The sequence below is a fragment of the Terrabacter sp. C0L_2 genome, assembly GCF_036352015.1.
In the GTDB taxonomy this organism is placed as follows: Bacteria; Actinomycetota; Actinomycetes; order Actinomycetales; family Dermatophilaceae; genus Terrabacter; species Terrabacter tumescens.
The window spans coordinates 325,121-342,102 of record NZ_CP143557.1; the positions used below are offsets into that span (position 1 = coordinate 325,121).

The 16,982-nt window shown below is 74.0% G+C and carries 16 protein-coding genes; 8 read left to right on the top strand and 8 right to left on the bottom strand.

The genetic code is table 11. The annotated features are described in order from the left end of the window. Positions 1–165: 165 nt before the first annotated feature. Positions 166–1,164 (bottom strand): zinc-dependent alcohol dehydrogenase family protein, encoded by a 999-nt coding sequence (locus U5C87_RS01560; RefSeq protein WP_330476647.1) that lies wholly within the window; start codon positions 1,162–1,164, stop codon positions 166–168. A 201-nt stretch (positions 1,165–1,365) separates the two neighbouring features. Between U5C87_RS01560 and U5C87_RS01565 the strand changes: the two genes are divergently transcribed. Continuing rightward, the gene (locus U5C87_RS01565; protein ID WP_330474898.1) at positions 1,366–1,890 is read left to right on the top strand and encodes a DUF1918 domain-containing protein; all 525 of its coding nucleotides are present in this window, start codon (positions 1,366–1,368) and stop codon (positions 1,888–1,890) included. Between the two features lie 34 nt (positions 1,891–1,924). Here U5C87_RS01565 and U5C87_RS01570 read toward each other — a convergent pair whose 3' ends face one another. Both U5C87_RS01570 and U5C87_RS01575 read right to left on the bottom strand, forming a co-directional pair. Further along, the gene (locus U5C87_RS01570; RefSeq protein WP_330476648.1) at positions 1,925–2,578 is read right to left on the bottom strand and encodes a response regulator transcription factor; all 654 of its coding nucleotides are present in this window, start codon (positions 2,576–2,578) and stop codon (positions 1,925–1,927) included. Between the two features lie 53 nt (positions 2,579–2,631). Further along, on the bottom strand, positions 2,632–3,816 hold the full coding sequence (locus U5C87_RS01575) for a sensor histidine kinase (RefSeq protein WP_330474899.1): 1,185 nt from the start codon (positions 3,814–3,816) through the stop codon (positions 2,632–2,634). 160 nt (positions 3,817–3,976) lie between these two features. On the opposite strand from U5C87_RS01575, the gene U5C87_RS01580 reads away from it, so the two are divergent. Then, the gene (locus U5C87_RS01580; protein WP_330474900.1) at positions 3,977–5,413 is read left to right on the top strand and encodes an MBL fold metallo-hydrolase; all 1,437 of its coding nucleotides are present in this window, start codon (positions 3,977–3,979) and stop codon (positions 5,411–5,413) included. Positions 5,414–5,501: 88 nt separating this feature from the next. Next, entirely contained in the window at positions 5,502–5,711 is a 210-nt protein-coding gene (locus U5C87_RS01585; RefSeq protein WP_330474901.1) for a DUF1918 domain-containing protein, read from the top strand. Here the strand turns inward: U5C87_RS01585 and hutI are convergent, their stop codons facing one another. Genes hutI through U5C87_RS01600 form a run of 3 tightly spaced genes read right to left on the bottom strand, consistent with a single transcriptional unit; the run spans position 5,712 to position 9,531 of the window. Continuing rightward, the gene (gene hutI / locus U5C87_RS01590) at positions 5,712–6,941 is read right to left on the bottom strand and encodes an imidazolonepropionase (RefSeq protein WP_330474902.1); all 1,230 of its coding nucleotides are present in this window, start codon (positions 6,939–6,941) and stop codon (positions 5,712–5,714) included. Next, positions 6,938–8,272 (bottom strand): formimidoylglutamate deiminase, encoded by a 1,335-nt coding sequence (locus tag U5C87_RS01595; RefSeq protein ID WP_330474903.1) that lies wholly within the window; start codon positions 8,270–8,272, stop codon positions 6,938–6,940. The genes hutI and U5C87_RS01595 overlap by 4 nt, the downstream gene beginning before the upstream one ends. After that, positions 8,269–9,531 (bottom strand): allantoate amidohydrolase, encoded by a 1,263-nt coding sequence (locus U5C87_RS01600; protein ID WP_330474904.1) that lies wholly within the window; start codon positions 9,529–9,531, stop codon positions 8,269–8,271. The genes U5C87_RS01595 and U5C87_RS01600 overlap by 4 nt, the downstream gene beginning before the upstream one ends. Positions 9,532–9,584: 53 nt before the next feature. On the opposite strand from U5C87_RS01600, the gene U5C87_RS01605 reads away from it, so the two are divergent. Together U5C87_RS01605 and U5C87_RS01610 are read left to right on the top strand one after the other, a co-directional pair. Next, positions 9,585–10,109, top strand: a complete 525-nt coding sequence (locus U5C87_RS01605; protein ID WP_330474905.1) for an aminoacyl-tRNA deacylase — start codon at positions 9,585–9,587, stop codon at positions 10,107–10,109. 154 nt (positions 10,110–10,263) lie between these two features. After that, positions 10,264–10,641, top strand: a complete 378-nt coding sequence (locus tag U5C87_RS01610; protein WP_030198871.1) for a DUF2256 and DUF3253 domain-containing protein — start codon at positions 10,264–10,266, stop codon at positions 10,639–10,641. Between the two features lie 112 nt (positions 10,642–10,753). Here the strand turns inward: U5C87_RS01610 and hutU are convergent, their stop codons facing one another. Both hutU and hutH read right to left on the bottom strand, forming a co-directional pair. Then, positions 10,754–12,409 carry a urocanate hydratase gene (gene hutU, locus U5C87_RS01615; RefSeq protein ID WP_030198865.1) on the bottom strand — a complete coding sequence of 552 codons (1,656 nt, stop codon included), beginning with the start codon at positions 12,407–12,409 and terminating at the stop codon, positions 10,754–10,756. Between the two features lie 190 nt (positions 12,410–12,599). Continuing rightward, positions 12,600–14,198 (bottom strand): histidine ammonia-lyase, encoded by a 1,599-nt coding sequence (hutH, locus tag U5C87_RS01620; RefSeq protein WP_330474906.1) that lies wholly within the window; start codon positions 14,196–14,198, stop codon positions 12,600–12,602. A gap of 101 nt (positions 14,199–14,299) precedes the next feature. Here hutH and U5C87_RS01625 point away from each other — a divergent pair, with 101 nt between their 5' ends. From U5C87_RS01625 to U5C87_RS01635, 3 genes are read left to right on the top strand one after another with little or no spacing between them, the layout of a single operon-like run. Continuing rightward, on the top strand, positions 14,300–15,070 hold the full coding sequence (locus U5C87_RS01625) for an IclR family transcriptional regulator (protein WP_030198860.1): 771 nt from the start codon (positions 14,300–14,302) through the stop codon (positions 15,068–15,070). Positions 15,071–15,107: 37 nt separating this feature from the next. After that, positions 15,108–15,824, top strand: a complete 717-nt coding sequence (locus tag U5C87_RS01630) for a Type 1 glutamine amidotransferase-like domain-containing protein (protein WP_330474907.1) — start codon at positions 15,108–15,110, stop codon at positions 15,822–15,824. Positions 15,825–15,834: 10 nt separating this feature from the next. Beyond that, a complete protein-coding gene (locus U5C87_RS01635) occupies positions 15,835–16,818 on the top strand; it encodes an NAD(P)H-quinone oxidoreductase (protein ID WP_330474908.1) in 984 nt (327 codons plus the stop codon). The last annotated feature ends 164 nt before the right edge of the window (positions 16,819–16,982 follow it).

A 16,982-nucleotide genomic window follows, 5' to 3' on the forward strand; every position in this document is an offset into this window, starting at 1 on the left:
GGGGCCGGTTCCGCGCCCTCTCGAGCGGGCACCATCCGGTGTGCTCCCGCCGGATGGTGCTCCCGGACGTCCGGTCCCGGTGGCGCCGCCAGGTGGTGCCGCCAGGTGGTGCCGCCAGGTGGTGCCGTCAGGTGGTGCCGTCAGGTGGTGCTCTCAGGAGATCCGTCAGGGCACGAGCACGGCCGCGCCGTGCACGCGGCCCTCCTCGAGCTCGACGAGGGCGCGGTCCGCCTCGTCCAGCGGCACCGGTGTCGTGGCGACCCGCAGGCCCAGCCGCTCGGCGAGCAGGAGGAACTCCTCGCCGTCCTGCCTCGTGTTGCTCGTGACGCTGCGCAGCGACCGCTCCCGGAAGAGGTGGCGCTGGTAGTCGAGCACGGGGATGTCGCTGAGGTGGATGCCGGCCACGGCGAGCGTGCCGCCCGGCGCCAGGGCCTCCAGGGCGACGGGGACGAGGTCGCCCGCGGGGGCGAAGAGGATGGCGGCGTCGAGCGGGACCGGCGGGGCGTCGGTCGGTCCGCCGACCGAGGCCGCCCCGAGCTCTGTGGCGAGCTCTCGTGCTCCCGCCCCACGGGTCAGCACGTGCACCTCGGCGCCCTGCGCGACGGCGACCTGGGCCGTGAGGTGGGCGCTGGCGCCGAAGCCGTAGATGCCGAGCCGTCCTCCCGGTGGCAGCTCGGCGCGGCGCAGCGACCGGTACCCGATGATCCCGGCGCACAGCAGCGGGGCGGCATCGACGTCGGAGAACGAGGGTGGCACCCGGTAGGCGTACGCCTCGGGCACGACGGTCCACTCGGCATACCCCCCGTCGGCGTCCCAGCCGGTGTACCGCGATGCGGCACAGAGGTTCTCGCGGCCGGCGCGGCACCAGCGGCACGAGCCGCACGTGCTCCGGAGCCACGCGACGCCGACGCGGTCGCCGGGCGCGAAGCGGTGGGCGCCGTCGCCGAGGAGCGCGACCTCGCCCACCACCTCGTGGCCGGGCACGAGCTGGTGCCGGTGCCGCGGCAGATCGCCCGTGACGACGTGCAGGTCGGTGCGACACACCCCACAGGCGCGCACGCGGACCAGCACGTCGCCGGGGCCGGGCTGCGGCACGGGCAGCTCGGCCCGGACGAGCGGGCGACGCCGCAGCGGCGCCGGCTCGTCGACGACCCACGCCTGCATCGTGCCCACGGCGCCTCCCTCGGGTCGTCGGTCGTGCGGGCGCACCACCACTGCCGATCTCACTCCCCGGGCGGCGGCCGCGGCAAGGGCCCAAGGTCCCGCCCCCGAACCCGACGGTCCCGCCTGGCCGAGCCCTTCGCCCCTGAGCACCCCGGCCCGTGGGGTGCTGTCCTGATCTGAGACCCGATCGAGGAGGCCATCGTGAGAGCACACGTCGGAGACCGCATCGTCCTTGCAGCAGAGCACATCGACGAACCCACCCGGGACGGGGAGGTGCTCGAGGTTCGCGGGGCGGACGGCGGGCCGCCGTTCGTCGTGCGGTGGGCGGACGGGCACACCGGTCTGATCTATCCCGGACCGGGCTCGGTGCTGCACCTCGGCGCCGCCGACGACACGGCAGCCGCGCCCGCAGCCGCCCCCGCAGCCCCCGCTGCGGCGACCGAGCACGAGCCGACGCAGCACCTGCGCGAGTGGCAGGTCCGCGTCTCGCTGCTCGAGGCCGGGGACGACACGAGCGCCACGGTGGTGCTCGTCGCCGACCCGCCCGACCGGATCAGCGCCAAGGGGTCCAGCCACCGCTCGGCCGACGACACGGCCGACCGCCGGATCGGCGACGAGGTCGCCGTCGCGCGGGCGCTGCGCCACCTGGCCGACCAGCTGATCGGCGACGCGGAGCACGACATCGAGGAGCGCACGGGCGAGGAGGCGCACGTCCGGACGACGTGACGCGCCGGCCGCCGACAGCAGGGCGCCCGCGGACTCAGCCGTCGCCGATGCGGACGAGACCCGTCTCGTAGGCGAGCACGACCATCTGCACCCGGTCGCGCAGGCCGAGCTTGGCCAGGACGCGCCCGATGTGCGTCTTGACCGTGGCCTCGGCGACGAAGAGGGCCGCGGCGATCTCGGAGTTGTTGAGGCCCCGACCGACCGCCTCGAGCACCTCGCGCTCGCGCTCGGTGAGCACGTCGAGCCGGTCGAGCCCGGACGGTCGGCTCCGGCTCGCCAGCACGGGCAGGAAGCGGTCGAGCAGCCGCCGGGTGGGACCCGGGGCGACGACGGCGTCACCGGTGTGGACGGCACGGATCGCCGAGAGCAGCTCCGACGGCCCGGCGTCCTTGAGCAGGAAGCCTGCCGCTCCCGCGCGGAGCGCCGCGTAGACGTACTCGTCGAGGTCGAAGGTCGTCAGGACGAGCACCTTCGGGGTCTCGCCGCGGTCGACGATGCGACGGGTCGCCTCGATGCCGTCGAGCCGGGGCATCCGGATGTCCATGAGCACGACGTCGACGGCGCGCCCGGGCAGCGCGTCGAGGGCGGCCTGGCCGTCGGCGCACTCGGCGACGACGTCGATGTCCGGCTCGGCGTCGAGCACCATGCGGAAGCCGGCCCGCACGAGGGCCTGGTCGTCGACGATCATCACCCTCGTCGGGCGGTCGGTCGGGCGGGCCGTCCCGCTCCAGGTCGTGTCGGTCACTGGTCCCTCTCCGTCGGCATCGTGGCGAGCACCTCGAAACCGCCACCGGGGCGCGGTCCGGCCGTCAGGGTGCCGCCGTGCACCGCGACGCGTTCTCGCATGCCGGCCAGCCCGTGCCCGCGCCCGTCGTGGGCGCTGTGCGCCCCGACTCCGTCGTCGCACACGCAGATCCGCATGCGCTCGTCGGTCTGCTCGACGTCCACGACGGCGCTCGCTCCCGGTCCCGCGTGCTTGATGACGTTGGTCAGCGACTCCTGCACGACTCGGTATGCCGCGAGGTCGAGTCCCACGGGTCGCCGCCGTTCGGCGCCCCGGACGGTCAATGTCACCGGCACCCCGGCCGCGCGCACCCCGGCCACGAGGTCGTCGAGCTGGGCCACGCCACCGGTCGGTGCGAGCTCGACACCGGACTCCGGGTCACGGAGCACCCCGACGAGGCGCCGGGTCTCGCCGAGCGCGTCGCGGGCGGTCGCACCGATGGTCTCGAGCGCGCCCACCGACCGGGCGAGCGCGCCCTCGGGACTGCGCTCAGCGGCATACGCGGCGCCGTCGGCCTGCACGACGATGACGGACAGTGCGTGCGCGACGACGTCGTGCATCTCGCGCGCGACGGCCGCCCGCTCCTGCTGGGCGGCGAGCCGAAGCTCCTGCTCGCGCTCGCGCTCGACGCGCTCGGCGCGGTCCTGCAGGTCGGCGAGGCGCTGGAGCCGGGCGCGCTTGAGGTCGCCGAGCGCCCAGGCGGCGAGCGACGCGGCCGCGCACGCGAGGAAGGTGAAGGTGAACTCGGCCGCGCCCGGCACGCGACCGGACGGGGCCGTGAAGCGGAGGCCGGCGATGGCCGAGCCGAGCGCCGCGACGCCGAGCCCGGCGAGGCGCACCCCGCGGCGGCGGTCGTAGGCGGCGAGGGAGTAGAGCGCGACGAGGAAGGCGACGTCACCCGGCAGCAGGTTGCTCGTCGGGATGACACGGACGGCCAGCGCGATGCTGACGACGGCGAAGGCGACGGCGGGGTGCGAGCGCCGCCAGATGAGCGCGAGCGACGACACCCCCACGACGGCCCAGCCCCACCCCTGGCCCTCGCCGAGCAGGACGAGGCCCAGCAGCGCGAGGACGACGGCGAGCGGGACGTCGAAGAGGAGCGGCCGCCGCTGCAGCCACTCGTAGACACGTCCCTCGTTCACGCCCCGAGCCTATGAGGGCCGCTCCGGGCCGTCGTCAGACCACGGTCGCAGACGCAGCACGACCGCAGGACGACGGGCCGCCTGTCTCGATCGTCACGCCACGAACCCCGCCCACCGCCCACTCCCCCGGAGGACGATGGAGGTGGACCGAGGAGTGGCCATGGACCGTCACGAACGACCTGCGAGACCTGCGACGCCGGCGAGGACGGCACGCTCCGGACCGGCACCGGCCCTGACGTTCCTCGGTGCGGTCGGCACCGTCACCGGCAGCAAGTTCCTGCTCGAGGGCGAGGACGCGAGGCTCATGGTCGACTGCGGCCTCTACCAGGGTGAGCGGCGCTGGCGGGCGCTCAACTGGGAGGCTCCGCCGGTCGACCCAGCCCTGGTCGACGCCGTCGCCCTGACCCACGCCCACCTCGACCACTGCGGATACCTCCCCGCGCTCGTCAGGGGCGGCTTCGCCGGTCCGGTCCACGCCACGGCCGGGACCGCGGCCCTGGCGGCGGTCATCCTGCGCGACAGCGCGCACCTGCAGGAGGAGGAGGCCGAGGGTGCGCGGCGCGGTGGCTGGTCCAAGCACGACCCGCCGCTCCCGCTCTACACCGTGGCCGACGCCGACGAGGCCATCGCCGCCCTGCGTCCCGTGACCGACCCGGTCGTACGCGTGGGGCCGGCCGGCGCCGCGACGGTGACCTTCGTGCCGGCCGGGCACATCCTCGGCTCCTCGAGCGTGCTCGTGGAGATGGGTGAGGCGAGCGTGCTCTTCTCCGGCGACCTCGGGCGGCCGGACCACCCCGTCCTGCTGCCGCGCGCCCGTCCGCCGGCAGCCCGCACCGTCGTCGTCGAGTCGACGTACGGCGACCGCACCCACCCGGAGGTCGACCCCGAGCACCGCGTCATGGCCGACGCGATCCGGCGCACCATCCGGCGGGGCGGCAGCGTCGTCGTACCGGCCTTCGCCGTCGACCGCACCGAGATCGTGCTGCTCGCCATCGCCGACCTCGTCGAGTCGGGCTCGATCCCCGACGTGCCCATCTGGGTCGACAGCCCGATGGCCCTCGCCGCGCTCGAGATCTACCGGGACCCGACGCACGCGGCGGAGGTCCGGCCCGAGGCGCTCGAGCGGCTGCGCCGGCTGTCCGGGCTGCGCGAGGCGCACAGTGCGGAGGAGTCGATGCGGCTCAACACCCCGGGCACCCCGTGCATCATCGTGTCGGCGTCCGGCATGGCCACGGGCGGCCGGGTCGTGCACCACCTGCGCCACCTGCTCCCCCAGGCGCGCAACACCGTGCTCCTCACCGGCTACCAGGCCATCGGCACCCGCGGCCGCGACCTGCAGGAGGGGGTCCGCGAGCTGAAGATGTCCGGGCACTACGTGCCGGTGCGCGCCGAGGTCGTGACGCTCGACGAGTTCTCGGTGCACGCCGACGCCGACGAGCTGCTCACCTGGATCGGCGAGATGCCGCGGCCCCCGGAGAGCGTCCACGTCGTCCACGGGGAGCCCGCGGCCGCACGGGCGCTGGCGGACGGCATACGCGATCGGTTCGACTGTGCCGTCTCGGTGCCGCGCTACGGCGAGCGGGTGCTGCTCGACTGAGGTGCGTCGGTCGCGACCCGCGAAGTCCTTCCGGCGCGGGCCCGGAGGTGGTGTCCTAGGAGGGATCCCCAGCGCGAGGAGGTGTGCCATGGAGGCACGGGTCGGTGACCGCATCACGATGGCCGCGGAGCACGTCGGTCAGAGCACGCGCGAGGGGGTGATCCGCGAGGTCAAGGGCGCGGGCGGCGCGCCTCCCTACGTCGTCGAGTGGGCCGACGGGCACACCGGCCTCATTCACCCCGGACCCGGCTCGGTGCTGCGCTGCACGCACCCCGACGACGAGCCCGCGACCAGCTAGCTAGAGGTCGAGCGCACGCACGATCGGCACCCCGGCGCGGTAGGCGAGGTGCAGGTGGCTCGGCGCGTCGAGCACCGCCAGCTCGGCCGGCTGCCCCGGCGCGACAGCTCGGTCGAGACCGAGCGAACGGGCCGACACGGCCGTGGCCGCGTGCAGCGCCTCGGCCGGCGTCATCCCCATCTCGCGGACCGCGAGCGCGATGGCGAACGGGATCGACGAGGAGTAGCACGTGCCGGGGTTGCAGTCGCTCGCGAGCGCCACGTCGACGCCGGCGTCGATGAGCGCCCGCGCGTCGGGGTAGGGCGAGCGCGTCGAGAACTCGACCCCGGGCAGCAGCGTCGCAACCGTCGTCCCGCGCGCGGCGACGAGGGCCTCGACGTCGGCGCTGTCGAGGAAGGTGCAGTGGTCGACGCTGCGCGCACCGAGCTCGCAGGCGAGGCGGACCCCCGGCCCGTGGCCGAGCTGGTTGCCGTGGACGCGCAGGGACAGGCCCGCGGCGCGGCCGGCCTCGAGGATCGTGCGGGCCTCGTCGCCGTCGAACGCGTGCGCGGAGTGCGGCTCGCAGAAGACGTCGATGCTCTCGGCGAGCGCGGTGGGCCCGTCCGCGACGACCGCGTCGAGCATCGGGCCGGTCACGAGGTCGACGTAGGCCGCCCGCCGCGTGGCGTACTCGCGTGGCACGACGTGCGCGCCGAGGAAGGTCGTGTGCGGGGTGAGCTCGCGGGCGATGCGCAGGCTGCGGAGCTCGTCCTCGAGGGTCAGGCCGTAGCCGCTCTTGATCTCGACGGTCGTCGTGCCCTGGGCGCGCATCTCGGCGACGCGGCCCGCGACGAGGGCCCGCAGCTCGTCGTCGCTGGCGGCGCGGGTGGCCGCGACCGAGACGGCGATGCCCCCGCCGTCGTAGGGCGTGCCGGTCATGCGCGCGGCGAACTCCGCCGAACGGTCGCCGGCGAAGACGAGGTGCGAGTGCGAGTCGACGAAGCCGGGGATGACCGCCCGTCCCCCGAGGTCGCGCTGATCGTCGGCGTCGGGTGCCTCGGCGGCGGGGCCGACCCACTCGATCCGCGCGTCCGCGCCGGACCCGCTGACGAGCACCGCGGCGTCGCGGACGATGCCGAGCAGGGCGTCACCCGGGTCGGTGTGGCCCTCGCCCCGGGCCGCGTCGTTCGTCGTCAGCTCGGCGATGCCGGTGAGGAGCAGGGTCGTGCCGGCACCCACACGGGCACTCACACCGGGACCCCGCCGGCGACGCGGTCGATGGCGGCGCCGAGCAGGCGGCCCACGTCACCGATCCGGTGGTGGCCGTCGCTGACGACGACGTCACCTCCGACGACGACGGTCGAGACGTCGGAGGCCACGCACGCGTAGATGATCTGGTCGTAGGCGGCGCCCGCGGTGTTGACCGTGTCGGTGCGCACCGTGACGAAGTCGGCGAGCGCCCCCTTGCTCAGGTGACCACCGTCGGACCAGCCGAGGGAGCGGTAGCCGTTGAACGAGGCCGCGAGGAGCAGGTCGTTGGCCGAGAAGCGGTCGCGCTCGTTGGTGATGAGCCGCTCGTGCATCTCGAGGCCGCGCAGCTCCTCGAAGGGGTCGATGATGACGTGCTGGTCAGAGCCCAGCGAGAGCGGGCTGCCGGCGTCGTGCAGGGCCCGGGCCGGGCCGATGCCGTCGGCGAGGTCGCGCTCGGTCGTCGGGCAGAAGCAGGCGCCGGTGCCGGTGCCGCCGAGCAGCTCGATGTCACGGTCCTCGAGGTGCGTGGCGTGCACGGCGGTCGAGTGCGCGCCGAGCGCGCCGGCCTCGTCGAGCAGCTGGGTCGGGCTCGCGCCGTAGAACATCTGGCAGGCGAGGTTCTCGCCGTGCTGCTCGGAGAGGTGGACGTGCAGCGGCAGGTCGCCCGCGGCCTCGACGACCCGGGGCAGGTCCTCGCGCTTGACCGCGCGCACCGAGTGGATGGCCGCGCCGAGGCGCACACGGTCCGTCTCGTGCCTGCGCGACGACATGCGCTCGGCCCACGCGTCGACGGTGCCGTCGCTGAACCGGAGCTGGCCGGGGTGCAGCTCGACGTGGCCGCCGCCGTTGAGGCCGCCCTCGAGGTAGCACGTGTCGAGCAGCGTCAGCCGGATGCCGGCCTCGTCGGCCGCCTGGCGCACCGCGAGCCCCATGGCGTTGGGGTCGCGGTAGGGCTGGCCGCCGGGACGGTGGTGGACGTAGTGGAACTCCCCCACCACGGTGATGCCGGCCTGCACCATCTCGGCGAAGACGGCCCGCGCCAGCGCGAAGTACGTGTCGGGGTTGAGCTGCTCGGCCGCGGCGTACATCTGCTCGCGCCAGCTCCAGAAGTTGCCGCCGCCGCCGTTGACGCGCCCGCGCAGGGCACGGTGGAAGGCGTGGCTGTGGGCGTTGGCCATGCCGGGCAGGGTCACGCCGGCGAGTCGGATGTCGTCGGGCTCGGGGTCGGCGTCGACGAGGACGTCCTTGAGCAGGCCGTCCTGCGTCACCAGGCGCACCCGTCGCGCCAATCCTCCTGTGAGCCAAGCGCTCTCGCACCAGAAAACAGTCATCGGGCCACGCTCATCGACTCGGGGTCCTTCCCTGTGCACAGCTCGGTCACGACGGCGGTGAGGGCCGTGACCCCATGGTGGCAGTCCTCGGTGCTCGCGGACTCGCTGGGTGAGTGTGAAACACCTGTGGGGTTGCGCACGAAGAGCATCGCGCTCGGCACGCCGTGCGTGGCGAGGATGCCGGCGTCGTGCCCGGCGCCCGTGCCGAGCAGCGGCGCCTCGGGGAGTATGCCGTGCAGCCGCTCCACGAGTCGCGCGTCGAACGTCGTCGTCGGGGTCCATGACTCCTCGGTCGTCGTCGCGCCGGCACGGGCGACCTCGGACGAGACGGCTTCGACCAGCGAGCGGACGACGTGCTCGCTGCTGCCACGGGCGTCGAGCCAGGCCGTGACGTGGCTGGGGATGGCGTTGACGCCGCCCGGGACGACGTCGACCTTGCCCACGGTGGCCACGCAGCCGAGCCCCACGGCATACGACCGGGCCGCCTGGATGACGTCGGCGAGGCCGATCATCGCGTCCCGGCGGTCGGCGATGCGCGTCGTGCCCGCGTGGTTGGCCTCGCCGGGGATGTCGACGCGCCAGCGGCCGTGCGGCCAGATGTCGGTGCCGATGGCGACCGCGCGGCTCGGGTCGGTGAGGTCGTCGCCGCCGTCGGGGGCGAGGGCCAGCGCCTTGCCCTGCTCGACGTGCAGCTCGACGAAGCGGCCGACGCGGCGCACCGTCTCGTCGTCGCGGCCGAGCGTCTCGGGGTCCCGGCCGGCGCTGCGCCAGGCCTCGGCCATGCTGACGCCGTCGGCGTCGGTGAGCGCCCGGGCACGGTCGGAGTCGAGGACGCCGGTGATGATCCGCGACCCCGCGCAGGCGATGCCGAAGCGGGCGCCCTCCTCGTCGACGAAGTTGACGACTCCGAGCGGCACGTCGGGCTGCACCCCGGCCTCGCGCAGCGCGTCGACCGTGGCGAGGGCGCTGACGACGCCGAGGGGGCCGTCGAAGGCGCCGCCGTCGGGGACGGAGTCGAGGTGCGAGCCGATGACGACCCCGGGCGTGGTGTCGGGGTCACCCCACCAGGCCCACTGGTTGCCGGCGCGGTCCTCGACGAGGTCGAGACCGCGGGCCGCGCACTCGGCGGCGAACCACTCCCGTAGGTCGTGGTCGGTCGGGGTCCACGCGAAGCGGCGGTAGCCACCCGTCGCGGCGTCCCGACCGAGGGGCTCGAGGTCGGCCCACATCCGGTCGAAGGTCGTTGTCACCTCGATCACCACTCCTCGCAACGCCGGCGTCTGCCCCCGGCTCCGTAACTAGGCTCTGCTCCATGGACCCTGACCGCGATGACACGGCCGAGCGTAGTGACTTGGGCATCCCGCGGACGCCCGCGGTCGATGCCGTTCTCGCGGCAAGCATCGAGCACACCGTGACCCGGCACGGCCGCGTCTCGAGCCTCGAGGAGGCCGCGGCCGCCCGCGGCATCGAGCCGCGCGACCTCATCAAGACCCTCGTCGTGCGTCGCGCCGAGGACGACCACGTCTTCGTCCTCGTACCCGGTGACCGCACGTTCTCGTGGGCCAAGGTGCGCGCGCTGCTCGGCACGAACCGCATCTCGATGCCCGACGCCGAGGCCGCCAAGGCCGTGACGGGCTACGAGCGCGGCACGATCACCCCGTTCGGCTCGGCCACCCGTCTGCCGGTCATCGCCGACAGCCACCTCGTGGGCCGTCGCATCTCGATCGGCGGCGGCGCTCACGGGGTCGGCCTCACGGTGCAGGGCGACGACGTCATCCGCCTCTTCGAGGCGACCGTCGCCGACATCTCCGACGAGGAGACCCGCAAAACCCCCTGACCACGGCCACCCCACCCCCTCACCCGTCGAGAGGCCACGTTTTGCGGGTCCCGTCCCGTCGAGAGGCCAATCTTCGCGGGTCCGGCACCGTCGAGAGGCCACGGATTGCCCCTCGTGGCGCGTCAAGAGGTCAGGATGCCGGACACTGGTCACCATGTCCCGCACCCCGCTGCCCACCAAACCGTGCGCCCGCTGCGGCCGCACCATCACGTGGCGCAAGGCCTGGGAGCGTGACTGGGCGACCGTGCGCTGGTGCTCCGACAACTGCCGCAAGCGCGGCCTGACCCCCGTCGACATCGAGCTCGAGGACGCCCTGGCCAAGCTCGTCAGGGCGCACGCCGCCTCGGCCACCGTCGACCCGGCCGATGCGGCCCGGGCTGTCGGGGGCGCCGAGTGGGAGACCCTCGTCGAGCCCGCCCGCAACGCGGCCCGACGGCTCGTCGCCGCCGGGCGCGCCCAGATCGTCCAGGGCGGTCGGGTCATCGACCCCGACCACGCGAAGGGCCCGATCACGGTGCGCCGCCCCCGCTGAGCGCTGCACCCGAGCCCTCCCGGCGTCCCCCGGTTCGATGTGTCCCCGCGGCCCAGAGGCCGCGGCAACACATCGAATGCGGAGACGGGAGCGCTGAACGGCATACGGCCCCTCAGCCCTCCTGCATCGGGATGCGGACGCCGCGCTCGTGCGCGACCCGGTCGGCGATGTCGTAGCCCGCGTCGACGTGACGGATGACGCCCATGCCGGGGTCGTTGGTCAGCACGCGCGCGAGCTTCTGTGCCGCGAGGTCGGTGCCGTCGGCGAGGGAGACCTGGCCGGCATGCAGGCTGCGGCCGATACCGACGCCGCCACCGTGGTGGATCGAGACCCAGCTCGCGCCGCTCGACGTGTTGACGAGGGCGTTGAGCAGCGGCCAGTCCGCGATCGCGTCGGAGCCGTCGGCCATGGCCTCGGTCTCGCGGTACGGGCTGGCGACCGAGCCCGAGTCGAGGTGGTCGCGACCGATGACGATCGGAGCACTGACCTCGCCGGTGCGGACGAGCTCGTTGAACGCGAGCCCGGCCTTATCGCGCTCGCCGTAGCCCAGCCAGCAGATACGGGCGGGCAGGCCCTGGAAGGCGATCCGGTCCTGCGCGCCGCGGATCCACTTGTGCAGGCGGTCGTTGTCGGGGAAGAGGTCGAGCACGGCCTTGTCGGTCGCGGCGATGTCGCGCGGGTCGCCGGAAAGGGCCGCCCAGCGGAACGGGCCCTTGCCCTCGCAGAAGAGCGGCCGGATGTAGGCGGGCACGAAGCCGGGGAACTCGAACGCCCGGTCGTAGCCGCCCTGCCGGGCCTCGTCGCGGATCGAGTTGCCGTAGTCGAAGACCTCGGCGCCGGCGTCCTGGAACTCGACCATCGCCTTGACGTGCTTGGCCATCGAGGCGCGGGCACGGTCGGTGAAGTCCTCGGGCTTCTTCTCGGCGTACTCGGCCCAGTCCTCGAGGGCGACGCCCTCGGGGAGGTAGCTGAGGGGGTCGTGCGCCGAGGTCTGGTCGGTGACGATGTCGATCTCGACGCCGCGGCGGAGCAGCTCGGGGAAGATCTCGGCCGCGTTGCCGACGACGCCCACGGACCAGCCGCGACGCTCGCGCTTGGCGGCGAGCGCCTTGTCGATGGCGTCGTCGAGGTCCTTGGCGACCTCGTCGAGGTAGCGGTGCTCGACGCGGCGGTGCAGCCGGGCCGGGTCGACGTCGACGATGAGGCAGGCGCCGTCGTTCATCGTGACGGCGAGCGGCTGCGCGCCACCCATGCCGCCGCAGCCACCGGTCAGCGTGAGCGTGCCGGCGAGGGTGCCGCCGAAGCGCTTCTCGGCGACGGCGGCGAACGTCTCATAGGTGCCCTGGACGATGCCCTGGGTGCCGATGTAGATCCAGGACCCGGCCGTCATCTGGCCGTACATCGTCAGGCCGAGGTGCTCGAGGCGGCGGAACTCCGGCCACGTGGCCCAGTCACCGACGAGGTTGGAGTTGGCGATGAGCACGCGCGGCGCCCACTCGTGGGTCTGCATGACGCCGACGGGGCGGCCACTCTGGACGAGCATCGTCTCGTCCTGCTTCAGCGTCGTCAGCGTGCGCACCATGGCGTCGAACGACTTCCAGTCGCGGGCTGCCCGGCCGGTGCCGCCGTAGACGACGAGGTCGTCGGGGCGCTCGGCCACCTCGGGGTCGAGGTTGTTCATCAGCATCCGCAGCGGGGCCTCGGTGGCCCACGACTGCGCGGTCAGCTGCGTGCCGCGAGCCGCGCGGACGGGTCGTGCACCTTCCATGTCACTCTCCTTCGAGCGGGAAATTCGTTGGTATGCCGTGTGGTTCACCCGTCGAAAGGCCATTCCTTGCGGGTCGGTGCCCGTCGAGAGGCCAGCGCTTGTCGCAAACTTCGGCCACTCGACTCGTCAGGACCGACAAACTTTGGCCTTTCGACGGTTGGGGGTGGGTGGGTCAGCTGGGGGTGGGGGGTCAGCGGAGGGGGCCGGTGACGGACTCGGCGGCGGCGAGGACGACGCCGTCGGTCACGGCCGCGCAGGCGCCCTCGATGTCGGGGGCGAGGAAGCGGTCCGGGCCGGGTGCGACGTTGGCGCGGGCGGCCAGCGCGGCGACGACGGCGCCGGTCGCCGGGGCCGGCTCGAGCGGTGCCCGCAGCTGGATGCCGCGCGCCGCCGTCAGCACCTCGATGGCGAGGACGCGGCCGAGGGCGTCGACGGACCGGCGCAGCTTGCGGGCGCCGGACCAGCCCATCGACACGTGGTCCTCCTGCATGGCCGAGCTCGGGATCGAGTCGACGGACGCGGGCACGGCGAGGCGCTTCATCTCCGAGACCATGGCGGCCTGGGTGTACTGCGCGATCATCAGGCCCGAGTCGACGCCCGGGTCGTCGGCGAGGAACGGCGGCAGGCCGTGGTTGCGCGACTGGTCGAGGAAGCGGTCGGTGCGGCGCTCGGCCATGGACGCGACGTCGGCCGCGACGATGGCGAGGAAGTCGAGGACGTAGGCGACCGGGGCTCCGTGGAAGTTGCCGTTGGACTCGACGCGGCCGTCGGGCGTGACGACGGGGTTGTCGACGGCGGAGGCGAGCTCGGCAGCGGCCACGCGGGCCGCGTGCTCGACCGTGTCGCGGGCGCCGCCGTGCACCTGGGGCGCGCAGCGCAGGGAGTAGGCGTCCTGGACGCGCGTGCACTCTTCGGTGCGGTGGGACTCCCGCATCGGTGAGTTCGCCATGACGGCAAGGATGTTCGCGGCCGACGCACCCTGGCCCACCTGCGGTCGCAGGGCGTGCAGGTCGGCGGCGAAGACGTCGTCGGTGCCGAGCAGGCCCTCGACGCTCATGGCCGCGGACACGTCGGCGACCTTGAGCAGGTGGCGCAGGTCGTGGATGGCGAGGACGAGCATGCCGAGCATGCCGTCGGTGCCGTTGATGAGGGCGAGACCCTCCTTCTCGGCGAGGACGACGGGCTCGATCCCGTTGTCGCGCAGGGCGGTCGCGGCATCCGTGAGGGTGCCGTCGGCGAGACGGACCGGCCCCTCGCCCATGACGGCGAGCGCGCAGTGCGAGAGCGGCGCGAGGTCGCCCGAGCAGCCGAGCGAGCCGTACTCGTGCACGACCGGGGTGATCCCGGCGCTGAGCAGGGCGGCATACGCCCGCGCGGTCTCGAGGCGGACGCCGGTGCGCCCGGTGGCGAGCGTCGAGAGGCGCAGCAGCATGAGCGCGCGCACGACCTCGCGCTCGACCTCGGGGCCGGCACCGGCCGCGTGGGAGCGCACGAGCGAGCGCTGCAGCTGTGCGCGCAGGGCCGTCGGGATGTGGCGGGTCGCGAGGGCGCCGAAGCCGGTGGACACGCCGTAGTGCGGCACGGTGTCGTGCGCGAGGTCCTCGATGACCGCGCGGCTGCGCGAGATCTCGGCCTCGGCCTCGGCGGACAGCTCGACGCGGGCGCCGTGGCGGGCGACGGCGACGACCTCGTCGGGCGAGAGCGGGCCGGTGCCGACGGTGACCGGACCGACGGGGCCGGCGGAACCGAGGGGGGCGTGGAGGCCGGCGGTGGCGGGTGCTGCGTTCATGGACCCATCGAACCGCCCCGGCGCTGGCGCGACGGCCCGCCAGGGTGGACAATTGTCTCGGATGCGAGACGTCGTCGATCGCGGACTGGAGGTGGGCCCACGTGTCCAACGCCCCGGCCGCCGCCAATGCGCTCGACGTCCTCGAGCACCTCTCCCGCCACGCCGAGCCGGTGCCCGCCGCGTCCATCGCGCGCGACCTGGGCCTGCCCCGCAGCTCGGTCTACCACCTGCTCAAGGTGCTGCACGGGCGCGGCTACGTCACGCACTACGTGGAGGAGCGGCGCTTCGGGCTCGGCCAGGCGGCCTACGAGCTCGGCTCCGCCTACCAGCGTCAGGCGCCCCTGGCCCGCGTCGCGCGAGCCGCGATGCGCCGGCTCGTCGACCAGTGCGGGCGCAACGCCCACTTCGCGACGCTCGACGGACGCGACGTCATCTACCTCCTCGAGGAGCGCGCGCCCGGCCAGCCGATGCTCGTCACCGACGTCGGCGTGCGCCTGCCCGCCCACCTCACCGCGAGCGGGCTCGCCATGCTCTCGGCGCTGCCGGCGACGCAGGTGCGCGCGCTCTATCCCGACCGCGCGTCGTTCGTCGAGCGCAGTGGCGGCGGACCGCGGTCTCTGGGCGAGCTGCGCAGCGTCCTCACCCGGACGCGGACCGACGGCTACGCCCGCGAGGAGGGCACCGTGACGACGGACCTCTCCTCGGTCGCCGTGCCCGTCCTCGACCGCGCGGGCCGCCCGCTCGCCGCGATCGCGCTGACGCTGCGCACCGCCGATGCCACGACCGAGCACGTGACGGAGCTCGTCGCCCGGGCGCGCCTTGCCGCCGACGACATCGCACGACGCCTGAGCCCCAACGCCGCCCGTCGCTGAGCCCCCGCGGGGGCCCGACCTCTCCTAGGGTGCCGACATGGACGTCCACCTCATCGGCGGCGGCTGGGACGACGACCTCGCCCCCGCGCTCTACGGCGACTTCGTCGAGGCCGCGGCCCGCCGCGCCGGCGCCACCCCGCGCATCCTCCTCGTCGTCATGGGCACCGACCCCGAGTCCCGCGAGTACCACGAGAAGTACGTCCACACCCTCGGGCTCGTCGGCGGCCACGAGCTCGTCGTCGAGCGGGTGCCGGAGGGCTCGCCGTTCGACGTGACCGCGCTCGACGGGGTCGACGGGCTCTTCGTCGGCGGTGGTCCGACGCCGGAGTACCACGCATCCCTCGCGGGTGCCTACGGCCGCATCCGCACGCTCGTCGAGTCAGGTATGCCGTATGCCGGGTTCTCGGCCGGCGCTGCCATCGCGGGGTCCCACGCGGTGATCGGCGGCTGGCGCCTCGACGGTCGAGCCGTCTGCCCGGAGGACAGCAACGAGGACCTCGACGCCGTCGCGGTCGTCGAGGGGATCGGCCTGGTGCCGGGGTCCGTCGACGTCCATGCCGCCCAGTGGGGCAACGTGTCACGGCTCGTCGCCGTCGTGGCGGCGGGGCTGGCGCCGAGCGGCGTCGCCATCGACGAGGGCACCCGTCTCGGACCGGACGGACGGGTCGTGGGTGCCGGTCGGGTGTGGCACGTCACCGCGGACACGTCGGCCCCGGGCGGGGCGCTCCTTCGTGCGGAGGCCGCAGGTCAATAGGCTCGGTCCCATGCGCGCCATCACGATCCCGGAGCCCGGAGACGCCGACAGCCTCGTCCTCGACGAGGTCCCCGACCCCGAGGTGCAGGCCGGGCAGGTGCTCCTCGACGTCGTCGCCGCGGGCGTCAACCGCGCCGACGTCATGCAGCGGCTCGGCCACTACCCGCCCCCGCCCGGTGCGTCGGAGTACCCGGGGCTCGAGGTCAGCGGACGCATCGCGGCGCTCGGCGAGGGCGTCGAGGGCTGGCAGGTCGGTGACGAAGTGTGCGCCCTCATCGACGGCGGTGGCTATGCCGAGCGCGTGGCGGTGCCTGCCGACCAGCTGCTCCCCGTGCCGCGCGGCGTCTCGCTCGTCGACGCCGCCGGGCTGCCCGAGGTGGCGTGCACGGTGTGGTCCAACGTCTTCCTCGTCGCCAACATCCAGCCCGGGCAGGTGCTCCTCGTCCACGGCGGCAGCTCCGGCATCGGCACGATGGCCATCCAGCTCGCCAAGGCCGTCGGCGCCCACGTCGCCGTGACGGCGGGCAGCCAGGCCAAGCTCGACGTGTGTCGCGAGCTCGGCGCCGAGTTCCTCGTCAACTACCGCGAGGAGGACTTCGTCGAGCGGGTGCGCGAGCTGACCAAGGGCCACGGCGCCGACGTCATCCTCGACAACATGGGCGCGAAGTACCTCGCCCGCAACGTCGAGGCGCTGGCGATCAACGGGCGGCTCGTGACGATCGGCCTCATGGGCGGTCGCAAGGGCGAGCTCGACATGGGCATGCTGCTCGCCAAGCGCGCGGCCGTCATCGCGACCTCGCTGCGGGCGCGGCCCGCGACGGAGAAGGCGGCGATCGTCGCCGCCGTCCGCGAGCACGTGTGGCCGCTCATCGAGTCCGGCGCCGTGCGACCCGTCATCCACTCGCGCCACCCGCTCGAGCACGCCGCCGAGGCGCACCGCGAGATGGAGGCCTCGGGCCACATCGGCAAGATCCTGCTCACCACCGGACGCTGACCGGACCTCCCGACCCTCGACCTTCACCCCCAGCGGGACGCGAACAGCCCTGTCGCGCGGGACGATCCGGCCGTGTCGGACTCGTCCCGTGACGGTCGACCCCGACCGGCGTACCGTCGATCGATGGACCACTTCGGCGCGAAGCGGCCCCTGATCCCACGGGA

What these genes read in the sequence shown, in the direction of transcription:
- U5C87_RS01580 (WP_330474900.1), top strand. Translation starts at nt 3,977, where the DNA reads ATGGACCGTCACGAACGACCTGCGAGACCTGCGACGCCGGCGAGGACG.
- hutH (WP_330474906.1), bottom strand. Translation starts at nt 14,198, where the DNA reads ATGAACGCAGCACCCGCCACCGCCGGCCTCCACGCCCCCCTCGGTTCC.
- U5C87_RS01560 (WP_330476647.1), bottom strand. Translation starts at nt 1,164, where the DNA reads ATGCAGGCGTGGGTCGTCGACGAGCCGGCGCCGCTGCGGCGTCGCCCG.
- U5C87_RS01630 (WP_330474907.1), top strand. Translation starts at nt 15,108, where the DNA reads ATGGACGTCCACCTCATCGGCGGCGGCTGGGACGACGACCTCGCCCCC.
- U5C87_RS01635 (WP_330474908.1), top strand. Translation starts at nt 15,835, where the DNA reads ATGCGCGCCATCACGATCCCGGAGCCCGGAGACGCCGACAGCCTCGTC.
- hutU (WP_030198865.1), bottom strand. Translation starts at nt 12,409, where the DNA reads ATGGAAGGTGCACGACCCGTCCGCGCGGCTCGCGGCACGCAGCTGACC.
- U5C87_RS01595 (WP_330474903.1), bottom strand. Translation starts at nt 8,272, where the DNA reads ATGACTGTTTTCTGGTGCGAGAGCGCTTGGCTCACAGGAGGATTGGCG.
- U5C87_RS01610 (WP_030198871.1), top strand. Translation starts at nt 10,264, where the DNA reads ATGTCCCGCACCCCGCTGCCCACCAAACCGTGCGCCCGCTGCGGCCGC.
- U5C87_RS01570 (WP_330476648.1), bottom strand. Translation starts at nt 2,578, where the DNA reads ATGATCGTCGACGACCAGGCCCTCGTGCGGGCCGGCTTCCGCATGGTG.
- U5C87_RS01585 (WP_330474901.1), top strand. Translation starts at nt 5,502, where the DNA reads ATGGAGGCACGGGTCGGTGACCGCATCACGATGGCCGCGGAGCACGTC.
- U5C87_RS01605 (WP_330474905.1), top strand. Translation starts at nt 9,585, where the DNA reads ATGGACCCTGACCGCGATGACACGGCCGAGCGTAGTGACTTGGGCATC.